Annotated in this window: 13 protein-coding genes; 4 read left to right on the forward strand and 9 right to left on the reverse strand. The window is 59.1% G+C overall.

Features of this window, described 5'->3' with window-relative positions:
- Positions 1-205 precede the first annotated feature (205 nt).
- The 3 genes from ABIE13_RS01790 (at position 206) to ABIE13_RS01800 (ending at position 4839) form a co-directional block, all read left to right on the forward strand.
- On the forward strand, positions 206-2695 hold the full coding sequence (locus tag ABIE13_RS01790; RefSeq protein ID WP_354440618.1) for a DNA internalization-related competence protein ComEC/Rec2: 2490 nt from the start codon (positions 206-208) through the stop codon (positions 2693-2695).
- Positions 2696-2995: 300 nt separating this feature from the next.
- Positions 2996-3874 (forward strand): dihydrodipicolinate synthase family protein, encoded by an 879-nt coding sequence (locus tag ABIE13_RS01795; protein ID WP_354440619.1) that lies wholly within the window; start codon positions 2996-2998, stop codon positions 3872-3874.
- Positions 3874-4839, forward strand: a complete 966-nt coding sequence (locus ABIE13_RS01800; protein ID WP_354440621.1) for a Bug family tripartite tricarboxylate transporter substrate binding protein — start codon at positions 3874-3876, stop codon at positions 4837-4839. Before ABIE13_RS01795 ends, ABIE13_RS01800 begins: the two co-directional genes overlap by 1 nt.
- A 290-nt stretch (positions 4840-5129) precedes the next feature.
- On the opposite strand, the gene ABIE13_RS01805 is transcribed toward ABIE13_RS01800, so the two are convergent.
- From ABIE13_RS01805 to ABIE13_RS01845, 9 genes are all read right to left on the reverse strand, one after another.
- Complete coding sequence (locus tag ABIE13_RS01805; protein WP_354440623.1) at positions 5130-6032, reverse strand: LysR family transcriptional regulator; 903 nt, start codon at positions 6030-6032, stop codon at positions 5130-5132.
- A gap of 221 nt (positions 6033-6253) precedes the next feature.
- Positions 6254-6886 (reverse strand): cysteine hydrolase family protein, encoded by a 633-nt coding sequence (locus tag ABIE13_RS01810; RefSeq protein WP_354440625.1) that lies wholly within the window; start codon positions 6884-6886, stop codon positions 6254-6256.
- 223 nt (positions 6887-7109) lie between these two features.
- Positions 7110-8069, reverse strand: coding sequence for a helix-turn-helix domain-containing protein (locus ABIE13_RS01815; RefSeq protein WP_354440626.1), 960 nt, complete (start codon positions 8067-8069; stop codon positions 7110-7112).
- A 250-nt stretch (positions 8070-8319) separates the two neighbouring features.
- The gene (locus tag ABIE13_RS01820) at positions 8320-9231 is read right to left on the reverse strand and encodes a transglutaminase family protein (protein ID WP_354440628.1); all 912 of its coding nucleotides are present in this window, start codon (positions 9229-9231) and stop codon (positions 8320-8322) included.
- 38 nt (positions 9232-9269) lie between these two features.
- Positions 9270-11831, reverse strand: a complete 2562-nt coding sequence (locus ABIE13_RS01825; protein ID WP_354440630.1) for a circularly permuted type 2 ATP-grasp protein — start codon at positions 11829-11831, stop codon at positions 9270-9272.
- 72 nt (positions 11832-11903) lie between these two features.
- Entirely contained in the window at positions 11904-15293 is a 3390-nt protein-coding gene (locus ABIE13_RS01830; RefSeq protein WP_354440631.1) for a DUF2126 domain-containing protein, read from the reverse strand.
- 373 nt (positions 15294-15666) lie between these two features.
- Positions 15667-16512, reverse strand: a complete 846-nt coding sequence (locus tag ABIE13_RS01835) for a siderophore-interacting protein (RefSeq protein ID WP_354440633.1) — start codon at positions 16510-16512, stop codon at positions 15667-15669.
- 9 nt (positions 16513-16521) lie between these two features.
- Positions 16522-17022: a PadR family transcriptional regulator gene (locus tag ABIE13_RS01840; RefSeq protein ID WP_354440635.1), complete on the reverse strand. Its 501-nt coding sequence runs from the start codon at positions 17020-17022 to the stop codon at positions 16522-16524.
- A 265-nt stretch (positions 17023-17287) separates the two neighbouring features.
- Complete coding sequence (locus ABIE13_RS01845; protein WP_354440637.1) at positions 17288-17776, reverse strand: Lrp/AsnC ligand binding domain-containing protein; 489 nt, start codon at positions 17774-17776, stop codon at positions 17288-17290.
- A gap of 88 nt (positions 17777-17864) precedes the next feature.
- Here ABIE13_RS01845 and putA point away from each other — a divergent pair, with 88 nt between their 5' ends.
- Positions 17865-21671 carry a trifunctional transcriptional regulator/proline dehydrogenase/L-glutamate gamma-semialdehyde dehydrogenase gene (putA, locus tag ABIE13_RS01850; RefSeq protein ID WP_354440639.1) on the forward strand — a complete coding sequence of 1269 codons (3807 nt, stop codon included), beginning with the start codon at positions 17865-17867 and terminating at the stop codon, positions 21669-21671.
- The last annotated feature ends 2 nt before the right edge of the window (positions 21672-21673 follow it).

Below are 21673 nucleotides of genomic sequence, written 5' to 3' on the forward strand. Positions count from 1 at the left end.
GAGTGGTTGGTACCCCAGCAGGGAGAAAAAGGCTGGTTTGCTAACGCAAGGAGCTCAATGTACGACGTTTTTGCCCACCAGGTGTTGCTAAGCCAAATGTCGGTGTGATGCTGTAAAGTAGTAATAAATACTACATAAAAGATTGCTCCATGCCTTGATCAGGACGTGAGCAACCGTTTCGCGTTTGCAGCCAGCCGATTCTTTAATGCGTTCACCCCCTGAAAGAAATTACCGCGCCCGCATCGCAGCGCGCCTGCTGTTGGCACTGTTGGCGGGATGGGCGGCAGGTACTGCGCTGCAGATTCAGCAAACGGCGCTGTGGTCACAGGTGGCTTACACCGGATGCCTTGCGGGTGCCTTGATGGGGGTGCTGTGCGTACTGGGCACATCCTGGCGGCAGCGCCCATTGTCGGCCTTGCTGCTTCTGGTTGTCAGCGCTGCAGCAGCGTTTGGAACCATAGGCTTGCGCGCCAACAGCATGCAGTCTGAAACGCTCGACCCAGCTCTGGAGGGCGTTGACTTGGTGCTCACGGGAACCATTGATGCCATGCCGCAGAAGAACAAAGCTGGGCAGCGTTTTCGCTTCGAAGTGGACTCGGCGCACTGGCGGGGAGAACCGGTGAAGGTTCCGGGCATGCTGCAATTGGCTTGGTATGGGTCCGTCAGTACCGAAGCGGAAACCGATAAACCCCAATCTTTCTCCGCAGAGCTCTGGGCGGGCGAGCGCTGGCAATTCACTGTGCGGCTCAAAGCACCTCACGGTAGCTTGAACCCGCATGGGTTCGACTACGAGCTCTGGCTATGGGAGCAAGGCGTGCGGGCGACGGGCTATGTACGTGCTGGGCGTAAGGACACCTTGCCGCGTCGTTTACAAGCCAGCACAGGGCACTGGATAGAGCGCGCCAGGCAGTCTGTGCGCGGGCGAATTCTGGAGCGTGTGGGAGGGTCAGGGGAGGCTACTCAGGCATTGGACGGACGCCGGTTTGCCGGCATCGTAGCTGCGTTGGTCACGGGTGACCAGAACGTGATCGAGCGCGCGGATTGGGATGTGTTCCGGGCGACTGGCGTGGCCCATTTGATGAGCATCTCTGGCCTGCACATCACGATGTTCGCCTGGCTGGCGTCGGGTCTGATCGCGCTCTTGTGGAAGCGAACGGCCCTGTGGGGATGGCGTTGGTGTGTCTGGCTTCCGGCGCCCACCGCCGCGTTGATCGGCGGGGTTGCAATGGCGGCGCTGTATGCGCTGTTTTCCGGCTGGGGTGTGCCTGCCCAGCGCACCATTCTGATGCTCAGCACTTTTGGATGTCTCAGGCTGCTGGGCGTTGGTTGGCCTTGGTGGATGACCTGGTTGCTGGCTTGCGCAGCAGTGTTGGCGCTGGATCCCTGGGCGTTGCTACAGGCGGGCTTTTGGCTCAGCTTTGTGGCCGTGGGGGTGTTGTTCGCTGCCAATCCGGTGGGTACGCCGGTTGTGGGCCCACAGGCCCCCCGTGAGAAGGTGCGCGGCTTTCTGGTGAAGTTGCTGCGAGAGCAGGGCGTAGTCACGTTGGCGCTGACGCCCTTGAGCCTGATGATATTTGGTCAGGCATCCGTCGTGGGCCTGCCCGCGAACCTGCTGGCCATTCCGTGGGTGACGCTGGTGGTGACGCCATTGGCCATGGCAGGTGTTGTATGGGCTCCCTTGTGGTCGGCAGCCGCCTGGTCGTTGCGTCCCATGGCGTGGCTACTGGAATGGTTTGCTTCCTGGCCTTTCGCCAGCGTTTCAATGGTGGCGGTTCCGGTCTGGGTCGGCGCGGCGGCCATCGCGGGCGGTGTTCTGATGGTGATGCGCTGGCCGTGGGCATGGCGAATGGTTGGCCTGCCTCTTGTCTTGCCATTGCTGCTGTGGCAGGCGCCACGGCCCATGCACGGCGCTTTCGAGTTGCTGGCGGCGGACGTGGGACAGGGTAATGCACTCCTGATCCGGACGGCGGAGCACACCTTGGTGTACGACACCGGGCCCAAATTTTCTTTGGAAAGCGACGCGGGCGATCGGGTATTGGTCCCACTGCTCAGAGCCTTGGGCGAGCGTGTGGACATACTGCTGCTAAGCCACCGCGACGCAGACCATATAGGCGGAGCCCGCTCGGTCATGGCCATGCACCCTGGCGCGGCACTTGTGTCTTCTGTTGAAGATGATCACCCGCTGCAACGTGCGAGGGTATCCATGCGTTGCCAAGCCGGTCAACGGTGGGAGTGGGATGGTGTGGAGTTCGAGATCCTGCATCCACTGGCCGAGAGCTACCATGCTTCGGAGCGATCGAACAACATGAGTTGCGTACTTCGAATCCGTGCGTCCGGTGAGCACGCGGCCGTGGCGCTCTTGGCTGGTGATATAGAAGCCAAGGCAGAAGCCGCCCTGGTGGCGCGCGAGGAGAACCTGCGGGCTGATGTATTGCTGGTGCCGCACCATGGAAGCAAGACTTCTTCTTCAGCTTCATTTCTGGATGCCGTGCAGCCCAGGCTGGGCCTGGTTCAGTCAGGTTATAGAAACCGGTTTGGGCATCCTGCACCGCATGTGCTGGCACGCTATGTGGAGCGCGGCATACGCGTTGTGGACTCACCTACCTGTGGTGCCATGCATTGGACGAGTTTGAAACCTGCAGCCATACGCTGTGAGCGAGAGACCGCGGCCCGCTACTGGCACCACCCAGGCTAGTGTGCTGTCCCGTAAATACCTGTACATGAAATCGCGCCTTCGCACCCATGGCTGCGCCTAGCCGGCCGCGTTCAAAGCCTCGCGATGCCGCCCGGTATCACTGCGGTTTGTGCGGGGCCGCCTAGGCCTGGCCCTGGGCACGAATGCATCAATTTCATCTTGTCCAGGTATTTACGGGACAGCACACTAGTAAGCCTGACGAAGCGCTGCGAAAGATATCAAGCGCACACAAAAATTGAATTGGACGGGTGCGGTGGCGGTTTCTAGACTGCGGTCAGTTTTTAAACGGAAGCAGTCCTTATGAAAATAAACGGCATCGTCGGCTATCTGCTCACCCCTTGCGATGCAGGTGGGCAGGTAGACCACTCTCTATTGAGCCAACATGTTGAACGGCTTGTGGGCCTAGGCGTGCATGGCTTGTGTCCCTTGGGCAGCGTGGGCTGCCTGCCGTACCTGAGCGATGAAGAGCGTGAAGCGGTCATACGTACGACCGTTGCTGCGGCGGCTGGCCGCGTTCCCGTGCTGGCTGGGGTGTCCAGCCTCAGCACGGCGCAGACGGTTCGTCATGCGCGGTTTGCGCAAGCTGCGGGGGCTACGGCGATTCAAGTTTTGCCCAGCACCTATTGGCAACTCACGGAAGCGGAGATTTTTCAGTATTACCGTCAAGTCGCAGAAGCGGTTTCCATTCCTTTGATGGTCTACAACAACCCCTTCACCACGGGTCTGGATCTGTCGGTTTCCTTTTTGAGCAAGCTGGCTGAGTTGCCCAATGTCTCACTCATCAAGGAAGCCAGCCCGGATGAGACCAAGATCGCACGCCTTCGAGACGCCTGCCCGGATCACGTGGGGATCTTCGTGGGCTTGAACAGCATGGCCAAGCAAGGTTTTCGCGATGGGGCTGCGGGCTGGTGTACGGCCGCGCCGAATGTCTGCGCGCCTTTCATCTTGAATTTTCACCGTTGCGTGGTCTCCGGCGACTGGGCGGGAGCAGAGCACTGGTTTGCCAGGCAGGCGGATCTGCTCAATTTTCTGATGGACCACGGGCTGCCCCGCACGGTCTCCGCGGGCCTGGAGCTCAGCGGAGTGCCTGCAGGTCAGTTGCGTGCTCCGCTTTCCGCTTTGAGCCCGGCGCAGAACGAGGCTATGAGAGATATTCTTGAAACCATGGAGATCATCTGATGATTCGTACTTTTCGCCAACTGGCCACGACTGGCTTGCTTGCATTCGTAGCAGCGACTACGGCGCATGCTCAGAACTACCCGACCCAACCCGTCCGCATCATCGTGCCTTTTGGTGCCGGCGGTGTGACCGACATCACTGCGCGCGTGTTTGCCGAAGGGCTCTCCCGGGAGCTGGGCCAGCCTTTTGTGGTGGAAAACCGGGCTGGGGCCGCAGGCGGGATTGCAGGGGCTCTGGTTTCCAAGGCCAAGCCGGACGGCTACACGCTTCTTGTCATCACCAACGGCATGTTCGCAGTCAATCCGTTGATCTATCCCAGCTTGGCGTATGACCCCAAAAAGGACTTCACATATGTCGCTATGCTGGCCAATACGCCTACGATTTTGGCGGTGAATCCGAGCAGTCCCTACGCTTCGCTTCCAGAACTGGTGAAGGCGGCTGCTGCAGAAAAAGACAAGCTCAGCTTCTCGACGGCGGGGGAGGGTTCGGACAACTACCAGGTTTTGCAACTTCTTCAGCAGGCGACGGGGACTCAGTTTCTTGCTGTCCCGTACAAGAGCGGCACCGAATCCTTGACCGCCGTGATCAACCGCACGGCCGATGCCACCGCAATTTCAGCGGTGAGTGCGGTCAGCTTTGTGGATTCCAAGCAGATTCGCCCGTTCGCCGTCACCTCTGCCAAACGCCTGGCAAATTTTCCAGACATTCCCACGGTTAAGGAGGCTTTGGGCAAAAGTGTGGAAGGCGGCTCGCTCTCCGGGCTAGCCGTTCCAGCAGGTACGCCAGCGGAGGTGGTGAAACGGCTGAACGCAGCGATTGCCAAGGTGGCAGGAAGTCAGCTGGTGCAGGAAAGGATCTACTCGAAGGGAAGCGAGGCTGTTGACCCTACTCAAATTGCTTTTGAAAAACGCGTTCGCGATGAACAAGCGAAGTGGGCAACCATGCTGAAAGCGGTGCCCAAGTAAACGCAAGAAGATCGAGAGTCCACACCCCGATCACGCTGAGGTTCAATGGTTTTGGACAGGCATTAAAACCGTTCGGGCTGAGGTTATATGGATTTGGTCAAGCCTAAAGTGGCGTTCGATCTCCCTAAGACCGTTCGGGCTGAGCCTGTCGAAGCCTTGCGCAACGCTTCGACAGGCTCAGCGCGAACGGATTGGTGTGTACCTCGACTCTTTGCAAAAAAAGATGCTACTCAATGAGGTCGAAGCCTCGCGCAAAGCTCCTACATGCCCGAACGGGTACCCGTAATCGTCTATGAACGCCGCAGTAATAAGTCACGAGCAGTGTCCACAAACCATGGCACGGCCGGGTTGCCGGACTTTGAAGGCGTTGCAAGCGCAAGAGGGTAGGTCAGTGCCTGATTGTCCGAATCAGTTAAGGACACAAAACTCACGTGGTCCACGGCAATGCGCCGCGAGGCTTTAGGAACGATGGCTACTCCCAAACCCGCGGCGATGAGCGGTAAGGTGATCAGTGCGTGTGAAGACTCCTGGAGTGCTTTGGGGTAGAAGCCTTCACTCCTGCACAAAGCCATCACTTCTCCGGCGAAGCCTGGGCTATCCGAATGCGCCAGGGTCACGAGGGTTTCCTCTCCCAGCTCTGAGAGCTTGACGGTGTCCCGGCGGGCAAGGGGATGAGTGGAAGGCACTGCCAACACCAGATCCTGCCGGGGCAACGCCAGCAACTCTATGCCGGGGACACCGGAAGAAGGTGGCACCAGAAAAGCAGCATCAAGTTCTCCTCTTTGCAACTCGCCGAGAATTCCTACGGTGCTGCCACTGCTTAAATGAAGGCGAACCGAAGGAAAGTTGGCTGCAAATCGATGCAGCAGACCTGGGAGTAGTTCCAGAGATGCACTTGGCACGGAGCAAACCCGCAAGCTTCCTACGCGCCCCTGGTCGGCATCACGGGTGGCTTTGATCGCGGCGTCAGCGCCATCAAGCAGGCGTTTGGCTTCGCTGAGAAAAACACCGCCGGCCATGGTCAGGCGCACGCCCAGGCGATCGCGCTCAAATAGTTGAACGCCTATATCTGATTCCAGGCGCTTGATGGCGATGCTCAAAGGGGGTTGCGTCATGTTCAGACGCTCAGCAGCTTTGCGGTAGTTGAGCTCGGTGGCTAGTACGACGAACTGGCGTAGTTGTCTCAGGTCCATGGTTATTCCGTTTTGGCTCAGCATACCAACAACTCATTGGAGTTCTCGTCGATGGTTTCCTGCTGTCCGTAACGGCGGCGCTACATCCTCGCTCGGAGCGGGAGTGAGCAGGGCGCACGGCCAAGAGTGACAGAGGCAGCCTCTCCATGACTGCCCCTCATGCGAAGCTTGCCTTGCAGCCTGCGCAGCTGAATCTCACTTCCGATGAGGCGAGGTCATAGTCAGCCGACCAGCTTCTCAAACTCCTTGGCGGTCATCACATGCGCAGTGGAGAATGCCAGGATGATGAGAGTGGCCTTGTGCACTTCTTCTGCTGACATCGCCCCTTGGCCCACGTCGGGGTAGTCGAACGTACCCGTTGCGTCTGACAGAAACACTGTCTTGTAGTTCAGGAACATGGCTTCGCGTGCTGTGGAAAGGCAGCAGTTCTCCGTGGTGGTGCCGGAAATAATCACTGTGTCGATACCCCATTCGCGCAACATGAGGTCCAGGTCAGTGGCAAAGAAACCGCTGTATCGGTGTTTTTTGATGACGTGCTCGCCAGGTGCGGGGGCGAGCGCTGGATAGATGTCAACACCCGGGGTTTCATCAACCAATGAAGCTCCGGATGCAATGGGCGGGTAGAGATCATCGTACAAACCCATGTCACTGCCGTCCTTGCGATGAACGTGTGCGGTATAGATGACTTTGATACCTTTTTGCCGGCAGAAAGACAGTGTCTCTGCCAGGCGTGGGACCATGGCCAGGGCTTGGGCTGATTGCATGGGAACGCCTTCTGCGACGAAGTCGTTTTGCATGTCCACGACGATCATGGCTGTTTTCTTGGGATCGATTTGCTTGAGCTGATAGGGCATGGCTTGCACCTCTGGGTTGTGGTTTTGGGGGAATCCAGAGTTACGATATCTCTCAAGCGGCAGTATCAATTGCCCGAAATAGCCATTTGTTGTTCTCTGCTGGACATAGTCGATACGCACCGCACTTATGCCAGTGGCCGCATTGGCACGGTGTCCGCATCGCGTCCAATTTGCCGCGGCGCTTCTTTTTCAATCGGTAGGCGCCTGCCACCGGCTTAATGGCTTAATGGCTTGTCGATTGACGCAGGAGTTGCTGCGCGTTGACGCCGTGCAGGGCCTTGAACGCTCGGCTGAAGTGCGAAAGGTTACGAAAGCCGAAGGCGAACGCGACGTCACTTACGCGCTCGTACTGCCCGCGGACCAGGGCCTCTCGGCAGGCTTTGAGGCGCTCCTCCCAAAGCCAGTGCATAGGTGTTGTGCCCCGGTCGGCAAACAGCCTCAGCAGTGTTCTGCTGGACATGTGCAGCTCTGTTGCTGCGCTCTCCAAGGTGACTTCTGGATCGTTCAGACGCTGCAGAAAAAAACGCTCAGCCGATCGCATGCGCTGCTCTTTTCGAGACAGGCGCGACGCCGTGGGGGCAGGAGCACAAGTTTGTATGGCAGCGAGCCAGATATCGAGTGCGGCACTCCATATTTTTTCACCAAAAAAGTCGGACTGCGTGTCCGGCTCTTGCATAGCGATCTCTCTGAAAGTTGCCGTGGCAAGGCGGGATATGGGCAATTCAGAGCGGGCTTGCAGGGCAGTCCATTGTTCTGCCTGCGCGAACCGCTGGAGCATGATGGGCCTGGGCACGGTGATCATGGCCGCTGCGGAGCGTTGGCTGAAAGTGAGACTGAAGGGGGTGGCCTGGTCATGCAGGCACATGTCACCTGCACGCAGCTGAGTGGCGCGGCCACCCTGTTCCAGCACGGTTGTGCCGGATCCGCCAATCCAGATCAGAAAGTCATCACGGTAATCCTTGCGGATCTCGCGACGTCCACGTGTCACCTTCAGGTCCACTCCCTGACTGACGTGTGAGCTGATTTGGCTGATCGCCAGATCTCCAAGGGCACGAACCCTGACCTGGGCACTGAAGGAAGCGTCTTTGACAGAGCGGCATTCAGTCACCGAATAATTGCGGCAGGTGACTTGATGCCAGCGCTCGAATGGATCGCCAGGTAAGACATGGTCATAAGCAGTCATGGGAGCCTTTCCAGTGGTCGCAGCACTCCAGCTAAGCAAGAACGATTCCAGGTGGCTTGCAGGTGTACAGAGTGCGGCACTCCTCGGCAAGGGTGAAAACGCCAAGAACGGCGGTCTCAGAGTAGTGTTGTCGCTTTTAGCAAAGTGATCGGCCGACCGAGGCAAGGTGTGCGCAGGTGACCGGGCCGTCGGGCTTTCGCATAACTGCATGGGGGCAGCCACTGGCGCTCATTTCAAGGTGAAAGGCGTTTCAACGTTTTAGCGCTTCAGATTGAAGGAGCTCCTCCGGCGGTGCCACGGTCACTGCGACCTCAAGGTCCGGCTTGCCGCCCCCTTGAATCACGCCGCGCAGGGGCGAGACGTCACTGAAGTCTCGACCGATCGCCAGAGTCACGTGGGTCTCGGCTGGTCGGCCCAGTCCACAAAGGTCGTTGGTGGGGTCAAAATCCGCCCAACCAAGTTGTGGGTCGTATACCTGCACCCACGCGTGCGAGGCGTCTGCTCCGATCAGTCTCGGTTTTCCGGGTGGGGGTCGCGTCATCATGTAACCACTGACATAGCGAGCCGGCAGTCCCAGGCTGCGCAGGCTACCTATCATGATGTGAGCGAAATCCTGGCATACGCCTTTGCGCTGGGCCAAAGCTTCCAGCGTGGGCGTGTTGACGTTGGTGCTGCCGCTGGAATAGGTGAACTCTGCGTAGATCAGGTGCATCAGAGCTTCAGCGGCTTCCAGCAAAGGCCGCCCGGGTTCGAATACGGGGTGGGCAAAATCGGCCAGGCGGCTGTCGTGAGGCACGCGCGGAGACGCGAACACGAATTCCGCGGCAGGATCGTACGGCGCTGCTGCGCGGTAGCGAAAGCCATCGACCACCTGTTCCCAAGGCATCCCGGGTGGCAAAGGCGCAGGCGGCTCAGTGAATACTTCCGAAGTGGCCAGCACGGTCAGCTTTTCGTGCGCACCCGGCAGGGCGAAATAACTGCATGGGTTTCCAAAGGCATCCGCGCGGTCTTGCCGTTGGGCTGGCGTAGGCTCCACCGTCAGTTCATGGAACCGCACTTGCTGGCCAGGCCGATCAACGGGACTCAGGTGGGCCATGTGTTGAGCGGTGACCACAGGCCTTCCATACTCGTAGGTAGTGTCATGGATGATTCGCAGCAGCATGAGTGAGCTCTGGTTCGGGGGCTGGGGCGGGCAGTGGATCAGGCCAGAAGGCTGAGGTTGGTGCGCTCTGCGTGGCTGAAATGCTCTTGGCTGAGGGCGTCAGACAGCAGGAAAGCCGATGTTTCGCAGGCTTGCAATACAGTCAGCAAATCACTGTGTTGCCCTTCGATATCCGGCGTGCTGAGGTGTGCCAGATCCCAATCGCCCGGGTTTGGAAGATCGGTGAAAAGGCGCTCGGCAAATTCCGGATTGTCGTTCTCGAGCTTACGCAGGCGTGAGCGCAATGTATCCAGTACCCAGGCCAATGACCTGGGGTTGTCTCGATTGACCAGGAGCAGGTCCAGCAAGGCCACCACATCGCGACGTTGCTGGTATTGCGAATGGAATGTGATGGTGCTGTCGAATTGAGCCACCAACGCCTCGAACCCGGCAGGATCAAGGATGCTGCCGGTCTCAAAAGCTTCTCGCATGGCTTGGGACAAAGTGGCCAGGCGTTCAATATGGCGCCCTATGGACAGCAGCCGCCAGCCGTTGTCACGCATCATGCGGTCGGTTTGAGTCCCTGTGATGCCGGCCAAAGCCTCGCTGGCTCCTTCCAGCGCATTCAAGGCCTCCTGGGCGGTAGCTTCGGTGTCGGCGCTGAGTGGACCGGAGTGTTCGAGAAAATTCTGTTCGGCCTGCTCAATCAGGTTGCGCTGCTCCTGGCTCAGACGCTCACGTACATTGGCGGCGGCCAGTCGCAAAGAGCGCAGGTTGTAGGCGACGCTGTGGGCGCCTTCCGCGTCGGCCAGGGCTGCAATCAGCGATCGCTCGAAAACCCGTTGTGCCGCATATCCCAGCATGCCAGGTACATGGTCGCTTACCAAAGCCTGCGCCTTCGCCTGCTTGGTCATCCAGGCTTGAAGCGGTCGGGTCGTGGGCTCTTCATCATGCAGGTTGCGAAGGATGACCTGTGCGAGGCGCACCGCGTTTTCCGATCGCTCGGTGTATCGACCCAGCCAGAACAGGTTCTCTGCCGCGCGACTGGTGACCGGGCGGCGCGTCTGCGCCAGATCCAGAGTGGTAGGAGCACTTGACAGCAGGCTGGTCCGGTCGACTTCCCCGCGCGTCATGACCCAGCAATCAGCGCTGCTACCGCCATATTGCATGGAGGCCATCAATTGACCGCGCTGGGCCAGGCGCACCAGACCGCCGGGCAATACGCGCCAGCTCTGCGGGCCGTCGGCGATGGCGTACACGCGCAGCATGGCCGCGCGCGGCGAGAGGTGCTTGCCAGTCCAGGTAGGAGTCTCTGACAGCGGCAGGAAAGACTGAACCGTGAATTCATCAGGACTATGCAGCATCCGCCCAGTGATTTTTTCCAGGCCGTTGCGGCTCAGGCTACGGCCCATCAGCGTGAATACAGGAGAGCCGGGGTAGGTAGGTTTGATCACCCCGTGCCGCAACTGAGGGAGTACTCGCTGCAGTGCGGGCTGTTCACCGCACCACCACGTAGCCAAGGCGGGCAAACGAAGTTCTTCTGAGAGCAGTTCGCGCGCAATAGCCGGGAGAAAGCCAAGCAAGGCATTCGATTCAAGCAATGCAGAACCGGGTGCATTGGCCAGCAACACATTGCCAGCGCGGACCACCTGCAGCAAGCCGGGAATGCCCAGTGCTGAATCGTGGCGCAACTCCAGCGGGTCGAGCCACTCATCGTCCAGGCGCTTGATCAGCGCATCCACTGGTTCCAGGCCCGTCAAGGTCTTGAGGAAGAGACGGTTGTCACGTACCGTCAGGTCATTACCCTCTACCAGGCTGAGGCCCAGATAGCGAGCGAGGTACGCATGCTCGAAATAGGTTTCGTTATAGGGGCCGGGCGTCAACAAGGCGATGCGAGCGTTGTCGCCATTGGGTGCCATGGCCCGAATACCGGTCAGCATGCCTTGGTAACTCGCGGCCAATCGCTGAATGTTGAGACCGGCAAAAGCTTTGGGAAACTGCCGGGAAATGGAGAGGCGGTTTTCAAGCAGGTAGCCGAGGCCAGAAGGTGACTGAGTGCGTTGCGACATCACTCGCCACTGGCCGTCCGGGCCGCGCCCGAGGTCAAACGCGGCCACATGCAGCCAGGTGCCGCCCACCGGCTGAACGCCCTTCATGGACCGAAGGTAGCCCGGATGGCCGTGTACCAGAGCCGCAGGCAGCAGTCCTTGCGCAAGAAGGCGCTGCGGTCCGTAAATGTCTGCCAGCATGGCGTTGAGAAGGCGGGCGCGTTGCAGTACCCCGGCCTCAATCGTTGCCCAGGAGTCTGGGGACACGATCATCGGAAGCAGGTCCAGGGACCATGGACGTTGCGCGCCGTTGGCGTCGGAGTAGACGTTGTAAGTGACGCCGTTGTCACGTAACTGCCGCGCCAGGCTCTGTGCGCGGCGGTTCAGATCGACCATGCCCTCAAGCCCTACATGCTTGAAGAAAGCTGCCCAGTGGGGAGTCAGCTGGCCATCTGTGGAGTCACGAAGTTCATCCAGATGGCCCGGCGACGAAGCCTCTGCCCACTCTGAAGCCAAGCTCGCCGGATCAACCGGTGTGCCCGAAGGAAAAAGTGGTAGTGCTGCGTCTTTCAAAGTCAAGTCCTGGGGTGAATTGAAGTTTCACCCGAGGATGGAAACGGCGACGCGCCTAGTATGCGTCAGGTTTTAAGAAAACGCTCTTAAATCCAAGGTGAAGGGAAACTCCAGATTCACTTTCGGAGTGGAAATGTTCACGGTTCCTGGAGTGTGCCCCATCTGGAAAAACCGTGCCAACCGACGACTTTCTGCCTCATAGGCGTTGATGGGCAAGGTATCGTAGTTGCGCCCGCCAGGATGCACGACATGGTATTGGCAGCCCCCTAAAGAGCGGTTGTTCCAGGTGTCGACGATGTCAAAAGTCAGCGGGCCATGCACGCCTATGCTGGGATGCAGGCTGGAATACGGGTTCCAGGCTTTATAGCGCACTCCAGCTACGAATTGCGCGGCGACACCCGTGGGCTGCAGAGGTATCGCTTGTCCATTGCAGGTGACGACATAGCGACTATCGTTGTATCCGGATACATGCACCTCCAGCCGCTCCAGGGATGAGTCTACGTAGCGGACCGTGCCCCCTGCAGAACCTTCTTCGCCCATCACGTGCCATGGTTCCAGTGCATTGCGCAGCCGCAGCTCTATGCCGCCCACATTCACTTGGCCTACCTGGGGGAAACGGAACTCGAAGTGGGGCTCAAACCAGGCATTGTCGAAGGCAAAACCAGATTGCCGGAGGTCTTCCAGCACATCCTGGAAGTCCATTCGTATGAAGGTCGGCAACAGGAAACGGTCATGCAACTCCGTGCCCCAACGGCTCAGGCGCCCCTGCCAAGGTTTTTCCCAGAATCTGGCCACCAGGGCGCGCAGCAGAAGCTGCTGGGCCACGCTCATGCGTGCATGGGGTGGCATTTCAAACGCGCGCAGTTCCAGCAGGCCCAATCGCCCGGTGCTGGTGTCGGGCGAATACAGCTTGTCAATGCAGAACTCACTGCGGTGGGTATTGCCTGTGACATCCACCAGGATGTTGCGCAATGTGCGATCCACCATCCAGGGAGGCATGCTATCTCCCTCTTTCTTGCGGGTGGCTTCAATCTGGGCCAGCGCGATTTCCAGTTCATACAACTGGTCGTTGCGTGCTTCGTCCACGCGAGGCGCCTGGCTCGTGGGACCAATGAACAGGCCGCTGAACAAGTAACTCAGGCTAGGGTGGTTGTGCCAGTAGGCCACCAGACTCCCCAAGAGTTCGGGTCTTCTGAGAAATGGGCTGTCCTCAGGCGTAGCGCCTCCCATAACAAAATGGTTGCCGCCGCCTGTTCCTGTATGACGCCCATCGGTCATGAATTTTTCTGCGCAGAGCCTTGTCTGAAACGCCGCGTCATAAAGAAACTCAGTGTGCTCGACCAGGTCAACCCAGTTGTGCGCAGGATGGATGTTGACTTCAATGACACCGGGGTCAGGCGTGACCTGCAGCATCTTCAGGCGCGGATCGCGCGGAGGCGGGTAGCCTTCCAGTACAAGCTTGACGCCCAGATTGCGGGCGGTGTTCTCAATGGCCGTCAGCAGATTCAGATAGTCTTCCAGGTACTTCAGCGGCGGCATGAATACGTAGAGATGGCTGCTTTTTCCGCCATGGCTGAGTTCTGCCTTGGGGCCGTTGGCACGGTGCGGGTCGCGCGCTTCCACGCACAGTGCCGTGCGGCCCAGCCAGGCCGCGGACTCACCGTGCTTTGGAGCGCGGGTTTCTGCGTCTGTGGTGACTTCTTTTTCTGACTTGCTCTCGCCCGCCGGTGTCTCGGCACCGTCGCTTGAGTCAAGTTCGTCGCGAGGCACGCTGGGATCTTGCTCTATGTGGAAGGGGTAGTCGGACTTGGACACCCAAGGCAGCGATTCAAGCGGAAGCCTGTAGCCCATGGGCGAGTCGCCAGGGACGAGGTACATGTACTCTTCACGGAAATACCAGGGCTTGCTGACCCACAGGGTGTATCCGATTCTGGGTTTGTCGTTGGCAGGAAGTTCCTCTACACCCAGTGGCAACACATAGCCTATGGGCGACTCCAGGCCTTGATTGAATACGCGGTGCAGTCGTACGCGCTCCAGTTCGTCGTTTAGCTTTGAAGCTGTAGGGTCGACGTTGACTGGCAGCTTGCGCTCACGCCACTGGTAGTAGGGGGTGTCCTCGTAACCCGCGATGATGAAGCGCGATGAAAGACCCAAATTGCCCGCCAATGCCTGTATGAATCGCTCGGCATCTTTCGAGGTGTATTGAGCTGGATCGCTTTCGTTGGCAAACAGTTTGGGATCACGCCAGGTCGCTTGTCCATCAGCCCGCCAGAAAATCGACAAGGCCCATCGTGGCAATTGCTCGCCTGGGTACCATTTGCCTTGTCCGAGATGCAGAAACCCTCCTTGGCCGTATTGGGCGCTGAGGCGGTACATCAGATCGGTCGCGTAGCCCCGCTTGGTGGGGCCCAGGGCATCCGTATTCCACTCGGGCGCGTCGCGGTCAGAGGTTGCCACGAAAGTGGGCTCGCCCCCCATGGTCAAGCGCACGTCACCGGCCTGCAGACGCTTGTCGACCGCATCGCCCAGCGAAGTGATGGCCTGCCATTGGGCGTCCGAGTAAGGGGCGGTCACGCGCGGCGACTCATAGACCCTCTTGACTTCCATGTGGTGCTGGAAGGTCACTACGGCTTCGCTCAGTTCTCCCTCAATGGGGGCAGCACTGGACGGCTGGGGCGTGCACGCGAGCGGAATATGACCTTCGCCAGCCAACAATCCACTGGTGGGATCAAGCCCAATCCAGCCCGCGCCGGGTAGGAAGACCTCACACCACGCGTGCAGGTCGGTAAAGTCCTTCTCAGGACCGCTGGGGCCGTCGATGGACTTCACGTCTGGAGCCAGCTGGATCAGATAGCCCGATACGAACCGAGCGGCCAGGCCTACATGGCGCAGCATCTGCACCAGAAGCCATCCGCTGTCACGGCACGAGCCGGTGCCCAGCGTCAGGGTCTGTTCCGGCGTCTGAACACCCGGCTCCATTCGAATGGTGTAACCAACGTCATTTTGCAGCCGTTGGTTGATGCCCACCAGAAAGTCGATGGTGCGACATTCTTCGCGGGAAATGCTGTCGACGTAAGCCTTGAATTTTGGCGTCAGCTGGTCTGTAGCAAGGTAGGGGGCCAAATCCTTGGATTGCTCCGCCGTGTAGGCGAACGGAAAGTTCTCAGCTTGCGGTTCCAGGAAGAAATCGAACGGGTTGTGTACCGCCATTTCCACCACCAGGTCTACTGTGACCTTGAACTCGCGCGTGGCTTCAGGAAAGACCAGGCGGGCCTGGTAGTTGGCAAACGGATCTTGCTGCCAGTTGATGAAATGATTGGCCGGCTCGATGCGCTGGCTGTACGACAGAACCTTGGTTCTACTGTGAGGCGCGGGTCTGAGGCGGACCACTTGAGGTCCGAGCTCGACCAGGCGGTCGTATGAATAATGAGTGACGTGGTTCAGGGCGACGTGGATGGCCATGTCATGTACTTTCTGCGCGAAGCAACAATTCAGCCAACACATTGTGGACGAGTTGTACGAAGCAAGTCCTGCGCCATGATGACCAGCGCACTAACGGTCCGGAAATTCTGGACGATCAGTGCACGTAGGAGCCTGTCGGACTTGGAAATCGCCGGCTGCAAATGGGCCGCAGCGGTCCATTTTTCATTGGCGCTCCAAGTCCGACAGGCTCCTAGACCGCCACCGATTACGGAAAATAGCCGGCAACGACAAGAGTATGCGCTCCTATCGGGCGAGAAAATTGTCAGGCCCTGATTCCGTGCCTGCCCAGACCGGTGCGTTACCCTGCAAAGAGAGGGTAAGCACCAATAGGGTGCACACAGTACCGAATAACTTAGTCGTTGTGCGTTTCGTGCGAGTCAGCAGCGCCCACGCGCCAGTACCCCGCGGCCTTGGTCCATGCGGGTCGGGCACCACGTTCTCCAACGAGGTGCGCACGCATCGCCTTGGCGGCAGAGGTTTCGCAGGCGACCCAGGCGTGAAAGTCGCCAGCAGGCAACTCGGCCTTGCGAAGCGCATCAAGCAGCAAGGTCGTGGTGCCCGGGGCGGCGCCTTGGCGGTGCACCCAGGTCAGATGCAAGTCGGCAGCGGTCTCAAACACCAGCTCGTCTGCGGGGCTGTCTACCTCCGCTATCACGACAACCGGGGCGCCATTGGGCAACTCGGCCAGGCGGCGCGCAATGGCTGGGAGCGCCGTGTCGTCGCCCACCAGCAGGTAGCCATCAAAGGCCATGGGGATGATCATGGAGCCGCGAGGCCCGCCAATGCCCACTTTCTGACCCGGCTGGGCTTGCTCTGCCCATTGCGTTGCGGGGCCCGCGTCGTGTACGGCAAAGTCCAGAGTCAGCAGGCCGGCTTGTGCATCGAAGCTGCGGGGTGTGTAGTCGCGCATGGCAGGGCGGGGCGCTCCGTCCGCGTGGCGAATACCGTCGGGGCCAACCGAGGGGACCGATAGGGTGCCCGTGGCGGGATCGGGCAGCATGAGTTTCACATGGTCATCAAAGCCCAGGCTCGTGAACCCCTTGAGATCGTCGCCCTGAAGAACGACGCGGATCATATTGGGGCTGAGGCGCTCCACGCTTTTCACAGTGGGCTGGCGCAGCCGAAGTTCGTGGCGCACGCGTTGTGAGGCCCTGGGGTCAACGGCGGTGCTGGAATCGAGAGGGTTGGTTGTAGTCATTGGATGCTTTCAGATTTTTTCAATGTTTTGCGCTGCTGAATCGAGTACCGCAGCAAAGGCATGGGCTTGCTCTTCAGTAAGAGCGCCGCGTTGGAGCCGCATGTGAACAGCGAGCTTGAAGTTTTCGATGGCGCGCTGGATTTGGGGGGGCCGCTCTGCATGGGCCTTGGCTTTCGCTTGCAGGCGTGCCCAGTGGGCGTCAGCTTCGTCACGCTGGCTTTCAAGGTATTGGCGGCCGGCCTCAGTGATGGTGTGCAGCTTGCGGCCACCTTCAGCAGAGCCCACGCTGACATAGCCCATCTCTTCCAGCAAGGTCAGTGCGGGGTAGACCACGCCAGGGCTGGGGCTGTAACTACCGTGTACCTGGTCTTCAATGGCCTTGATCAGTTCATAGCCATGGCTGGGTTTTTCTGCGATCAAGCGGATCAACACGAGCTTGAGCCCTCCATGCCCCAGCACTCGCGCTCGGCGCAAAGAGCCCCCGCGGGCCGGCGAATCGAAATCAGACATGAGGTATCTTTCTAAAGATAAGATACCAATAAGATATATCTAAATTGAATCTATTTCACCGGTAAGGTTATTTCTCGGGGCGCTCCCAGGTGAACAGCCGCTACGTGAAGCTCTGAGTTTTAGTTGGGCGGGCGTGAGGTTTTGCTTAAGTCGGCTCGCCGGTCTCCCCCTGGGAGCGCCAAGCTCCAGCTTGGCATGGCAGCGCTTGCAGAGGCAGCCGATTGCCAAGCTGGAGCTTGGCGCTCCCAGGTGAACCGTGGCACCTTCAAATCCCGCGCAAATGAAGATGGGTTGAGTTCTTGACTTCTTCCATGACCGCGTAGGTGCGCGTTTCCCTCACGCCTGGCAATTGCCACAGCACTTCACCAGCGAAGGCGCGGTAAGCGGTCATGTCTGCGCTGCGCGTCTTGAGCAGGTAATCGAAGCCGCCGGCCACCATATGGCATTCCATGATCTCCGGCTTGAGCTGAACTGCCACTTTGAACTCTTCAAACACGTGCGGCGTGGTTTTGTCGAGCAACACTTCTACAAAGACCAGCATGCCTGCGTCCAGCTTCAAAGGGTTCAGGCGCGCTTCGTAACCAAGAATGAAGCCATCACGGGTAAGGCGCTGCACACGCGCCAGGGTGGCAGTGGGGGAGAGATGAACTGCTTCTGCCAGCTTCAGGTTGGACATGCGCCCGTCGCTCTGCAAAAGTGCAAGGATTCGAAGATCGCTTCGGTCCAGTGGAGCTTGGGCAGACTGGTTTTGCATTGGATATTTATTCGGTCATTTGACGATATTTCAGCATTATTATCTATTTGTATTGTGAAATGATCATCCTATTCGCTAGGAAAACATCATGACGGACATCGATTGCGTGCGCGTAGGTAAACCATCCTTCCAGGGCTCTGCAGCGCCTAGAAGTGAGCTGAGAAAACAGGTTACAGCGGCAACACGCCTGGCAGAGCCGGAGGCCGTAGCCACGCTGCTTAAAACGGCACGCTCCGGTGCCGAAGACCAGAGAGTTGCCCAAGAACTGGCCCTGCGCCTGGCTGGCACGTTGCGCTCCCGTAAAAGCGAAGTCGGCCGAGCAGGCATCGTCCAGAACCTGCTGCAAGAGTATTCCTTGTCATCCCAGGAAGGCATCGCGCTGATGTGCCTGGCTGAAGCGCTTCTTCGTATTCCGGACGCAGGCACCCGCGACGCACTTATCCGTGACAAGATTGCCCATGGAGACTGGCGGCGCCATATTGGCCAGAGTCCGTCGCTTTTTGTGAACGCGGCCACCTGGGGCCTTCTGCTGACGGGGCGGCTTGTGTCCACTCACAGCGAAACAGGCCTTGCTGCGACCCTGGGCCAACTTATAGGTAAGGGTGGTGAGCCTCTGGTCCGCAAAGGCGTTGATATGGCCATGCGGATGATGGGTGAGCAGTTCGTTTGCGGTGAGACCATCGCAGGCGCGTTGCGCCATGCCAAGTCGCAGGAGGCCAAAGGCTTTCGATACTCTTACGACATGCTGGGGGAAGCCGCCCTGACCAAGGCAGATGCCGATCGGTATTTCGGTGAATATGAGCGAGCCATTGACGCTATTGGGCGTGCCTCAGCTGGCGCGGGCATCACGAATGGCCCCGGGATTTCCATCAAACTGTCTGCCTTGCACCCGCGCTACAGCCGCGCTCAATACCAGCGCGTGATGGATGAGCTCTATCCCCGGATGCTGGCGTTGAGCATTCAGGCGAGAAAATACGATATTGGGCTGAACATTGACGCAGAAGAGGCGGACCGCCTTGAGCTGTCACTCGACTTGCTGGAGCGGCTCTGCTTTGCCCCCGAACTGGCCGGTTGGAACGGCATTGGCTTTGTGATCCAAGCCTATCAAAAGCGCTGTCCGTACGTTGTTGACGTACTCATTGACCTGGCCCGCCGCAGTGCGCACAGACTCATGATCCGCCTGGTCAAGGGCGCCTACTGGGACAGCGAAATCAAAAGGGCGCAGGTGGACGGCCAAAGCGGATTTCCCGTGTACACCCGTAAGCCCTATACGGACGTAGCTTATCTCGCCTGTGCGCGAAAGCTCCTGTCGGCTCCTGAGGCCATCTTTCCTCAATTCGCGACGCATAACGCCCATACAGTGGCTGCGATCTATCAAATGGCTGAACCGGCAGGCTATTGGCCTGGTCAATACGAATTCCAGTGCTTGCATGGCATGGGTGAGCCTTTGTATGAACAGGTCGTGGGCGCCGAGGCAGCCGGTGGTCTGGGTCGTCCCTGCCGTATCTATGCGCCAGTAGGCACCCATGAAACACTGCTGGCTTACCTGGTTCGCCGCCTGCTGGAAAACGGTGCCAACACCTCATTCGTCAACCGCATTGCGGACTCTTCCATTGCGCTGGAGACGTTGGTGGAAGACCCCGCGGACACGGTGGATCGTCTGGCCCAGCAGGAAGGCGTAGTAGGTTTGCCGCATCCGGCGATTCCGTTACCCGGCGACTTATACGGTGCATCGTCAGGTGGTCAAAGAGGCAATTCGGCAGGCCTCGATCTGTCGAACGAAGACACTCTGCATACACTGGCCAGCGCGATGACAGATGCGAATGGGCGCGATTGGTCTACCACCGCGCTGATCGCCGCAAGCCAGGTCTCACTTCAGGAGACGCCCAGCAACACGGCGCGGTTTGAATCTCAAACCATAGCTGTGAGAAACCCAGCGGATGCGGGTGACCTGGTCGGCTACGTACGCGAAGCCTCGTCCGACGAAGTTGAAGCTGCTCTGGCGAGTGCCGCAGCGTGCGTGCCCGAATGGTCGAACACACCCCCTGCTGAAAGGGCCAGGCTCTTGATGGTGGCTGCACACAGCCTGGAGTCCGACATGACCGTACTTATTGGGCTTCTGGCGCGAGAAGCTGGCAAGACGGCTGCGAATGCCGTGGCCGAGGTGCGAGAGGCCGTGGACTTTCTGCGCTACTACGCCTTGCAAGTTCAGAACAACTTCCATAACGAAACGCACCGGCCCTTGGGGCCTGTGGTGTGCATCAGCCCGTGGAATTTTCCGCTTGCCATTTTCGTAGGGCAGGTGGCTGCGGCGTTAGCAGCAGGCAATGTCGTGTTGGCCAAACCTGCGGAGCAGACTCCGTTGGTGGCTGCACACGCCGTCCGGCGCCTGTGGGAAGCTGGCGTTCCCAAGGGAGCCATTCAGCTATTACCGGGTCAAGGAGAAACAGTCGGCGCCAGCCTGGTGGCGGATGCGCGCATTCAAGGCGTGTTGTTTACTGGCTCCACCGAGGTGGCCCGCATTCTGCAGCGGGTATTGGCCAGCCGACTGGGCGAAGGCGGCGAGCCGATTCCTCTCATTGCTGAAACAGGGGGGCAGAACGCGATGGTGGTGGACTCGTCCGCGCTTGCGGAGCAGGTCGTCTCCGACGTCATGGCATCGGCCTTTGACAGCGCAGGCCAGCGTTGTTCGGCGCTGCGTGTGCTTTGCCTTCAAGACGATATTGCTGACCGCACCTTGGAGATGCTGAAGGGGGCCATGGAACAAGCCCGGATCGGCAACCCCACTCAGTTGGCAGTGGACGTCGGTCCAGTCATTGATGCCCAGGCGCAGCGTGGCATTGAAGAGCATGTCCAGACCATGCAGCAGCGCGGTCGCCGTGTGACGCGCGCCGCATGGAATATGGACGGCGAAGCGACGAGCCAGGGTACCTTTGTCTTGCCCACCCTGATTGAACTGGGCAGCATCAATGAACTTCAGCGTGAAATCTTTGGTCCTGTCCTTCATGTAGTCCGCTTTGGCAGAAAAGAGCTGCCCAGTCTTCTGAAGCAGATCAACCGAACAGGTTACGGCTTGACCTTGGGCGTTCATACCCGCATCGATGAAACCATTGCGACAGTCGTGGACGCTGCACACGTGGGAAACGTCTATGTGAATCGGAACATGGTGGGAGCGGTGGTGGGCGTACAGCCGTTTGGTGGTGAGGGCTTGTCAGGCACGGGGCCCAAAGCCGGCGGGCCGCTGTACTTGTACCGTTTGCTCTCGCGCCGACCAGAAGGTGTTCTTGCCCAGGTGCGCGACTACCTGACACAGGCTGGCGCTACGACGGCACCAGACCAACCCTACGACAACCAGGCGTTCGCAGCGTTGAGCGCGTGGGCAGTCTCCGCGAATAAGGCTGCGCTGGCAGCGCAGTGCAGACATTTTGAGAGCGCCGCCAAATCCGTCAACTCCTATGAGCTGCGCGGTCCCACGGGCGAGCGCAATCTTTATTCGCTCGTTCCGCGTGAGGCCGTCCTGTGCCTGGCCAATGACGATGAGAGTCTTCTCGTTCAGATAGCCGCGGTGCTTGCTGTGGGCAGCAAGGCGATGGTTCCTGCCCGGGCCAAGGCCCTGGTGAGCTCGCTTGCGCCAGTGGTGCGGGCTTCATGCGAACTGATAGAAAACTGGCAGGCGTCCACGACTGTGTTTGACGCTGTCTTGCACTGCGGCGATCAGGCATCACTCATGTCTTTGAACAAAGAACTGGCGACGCGGGAGGGGCCGGTGATTGGAGTGAATTCAATGACTGCCGTGGGCGCGCAAGTGCCTGTGGAAAGATTGCTCATGGAGCGGTCGCTGAGCGTTAACACGGCCGCGGCAGGCGGGAATGCCAGCCTGATGACCATCGCTTGAAA

It is taken from the genome of Ottowia thiooxydans (genome assembly GCF_040548795.1).
In the GTDB taxonomy this organism is placed as follows: domain Bacteria; phylum Pseudomonadota; class Gammaproteobacteria; order Burkholderiales; family Burkholderiaceae_C; genus Ottowia; species Ottowia thiooxydans_A.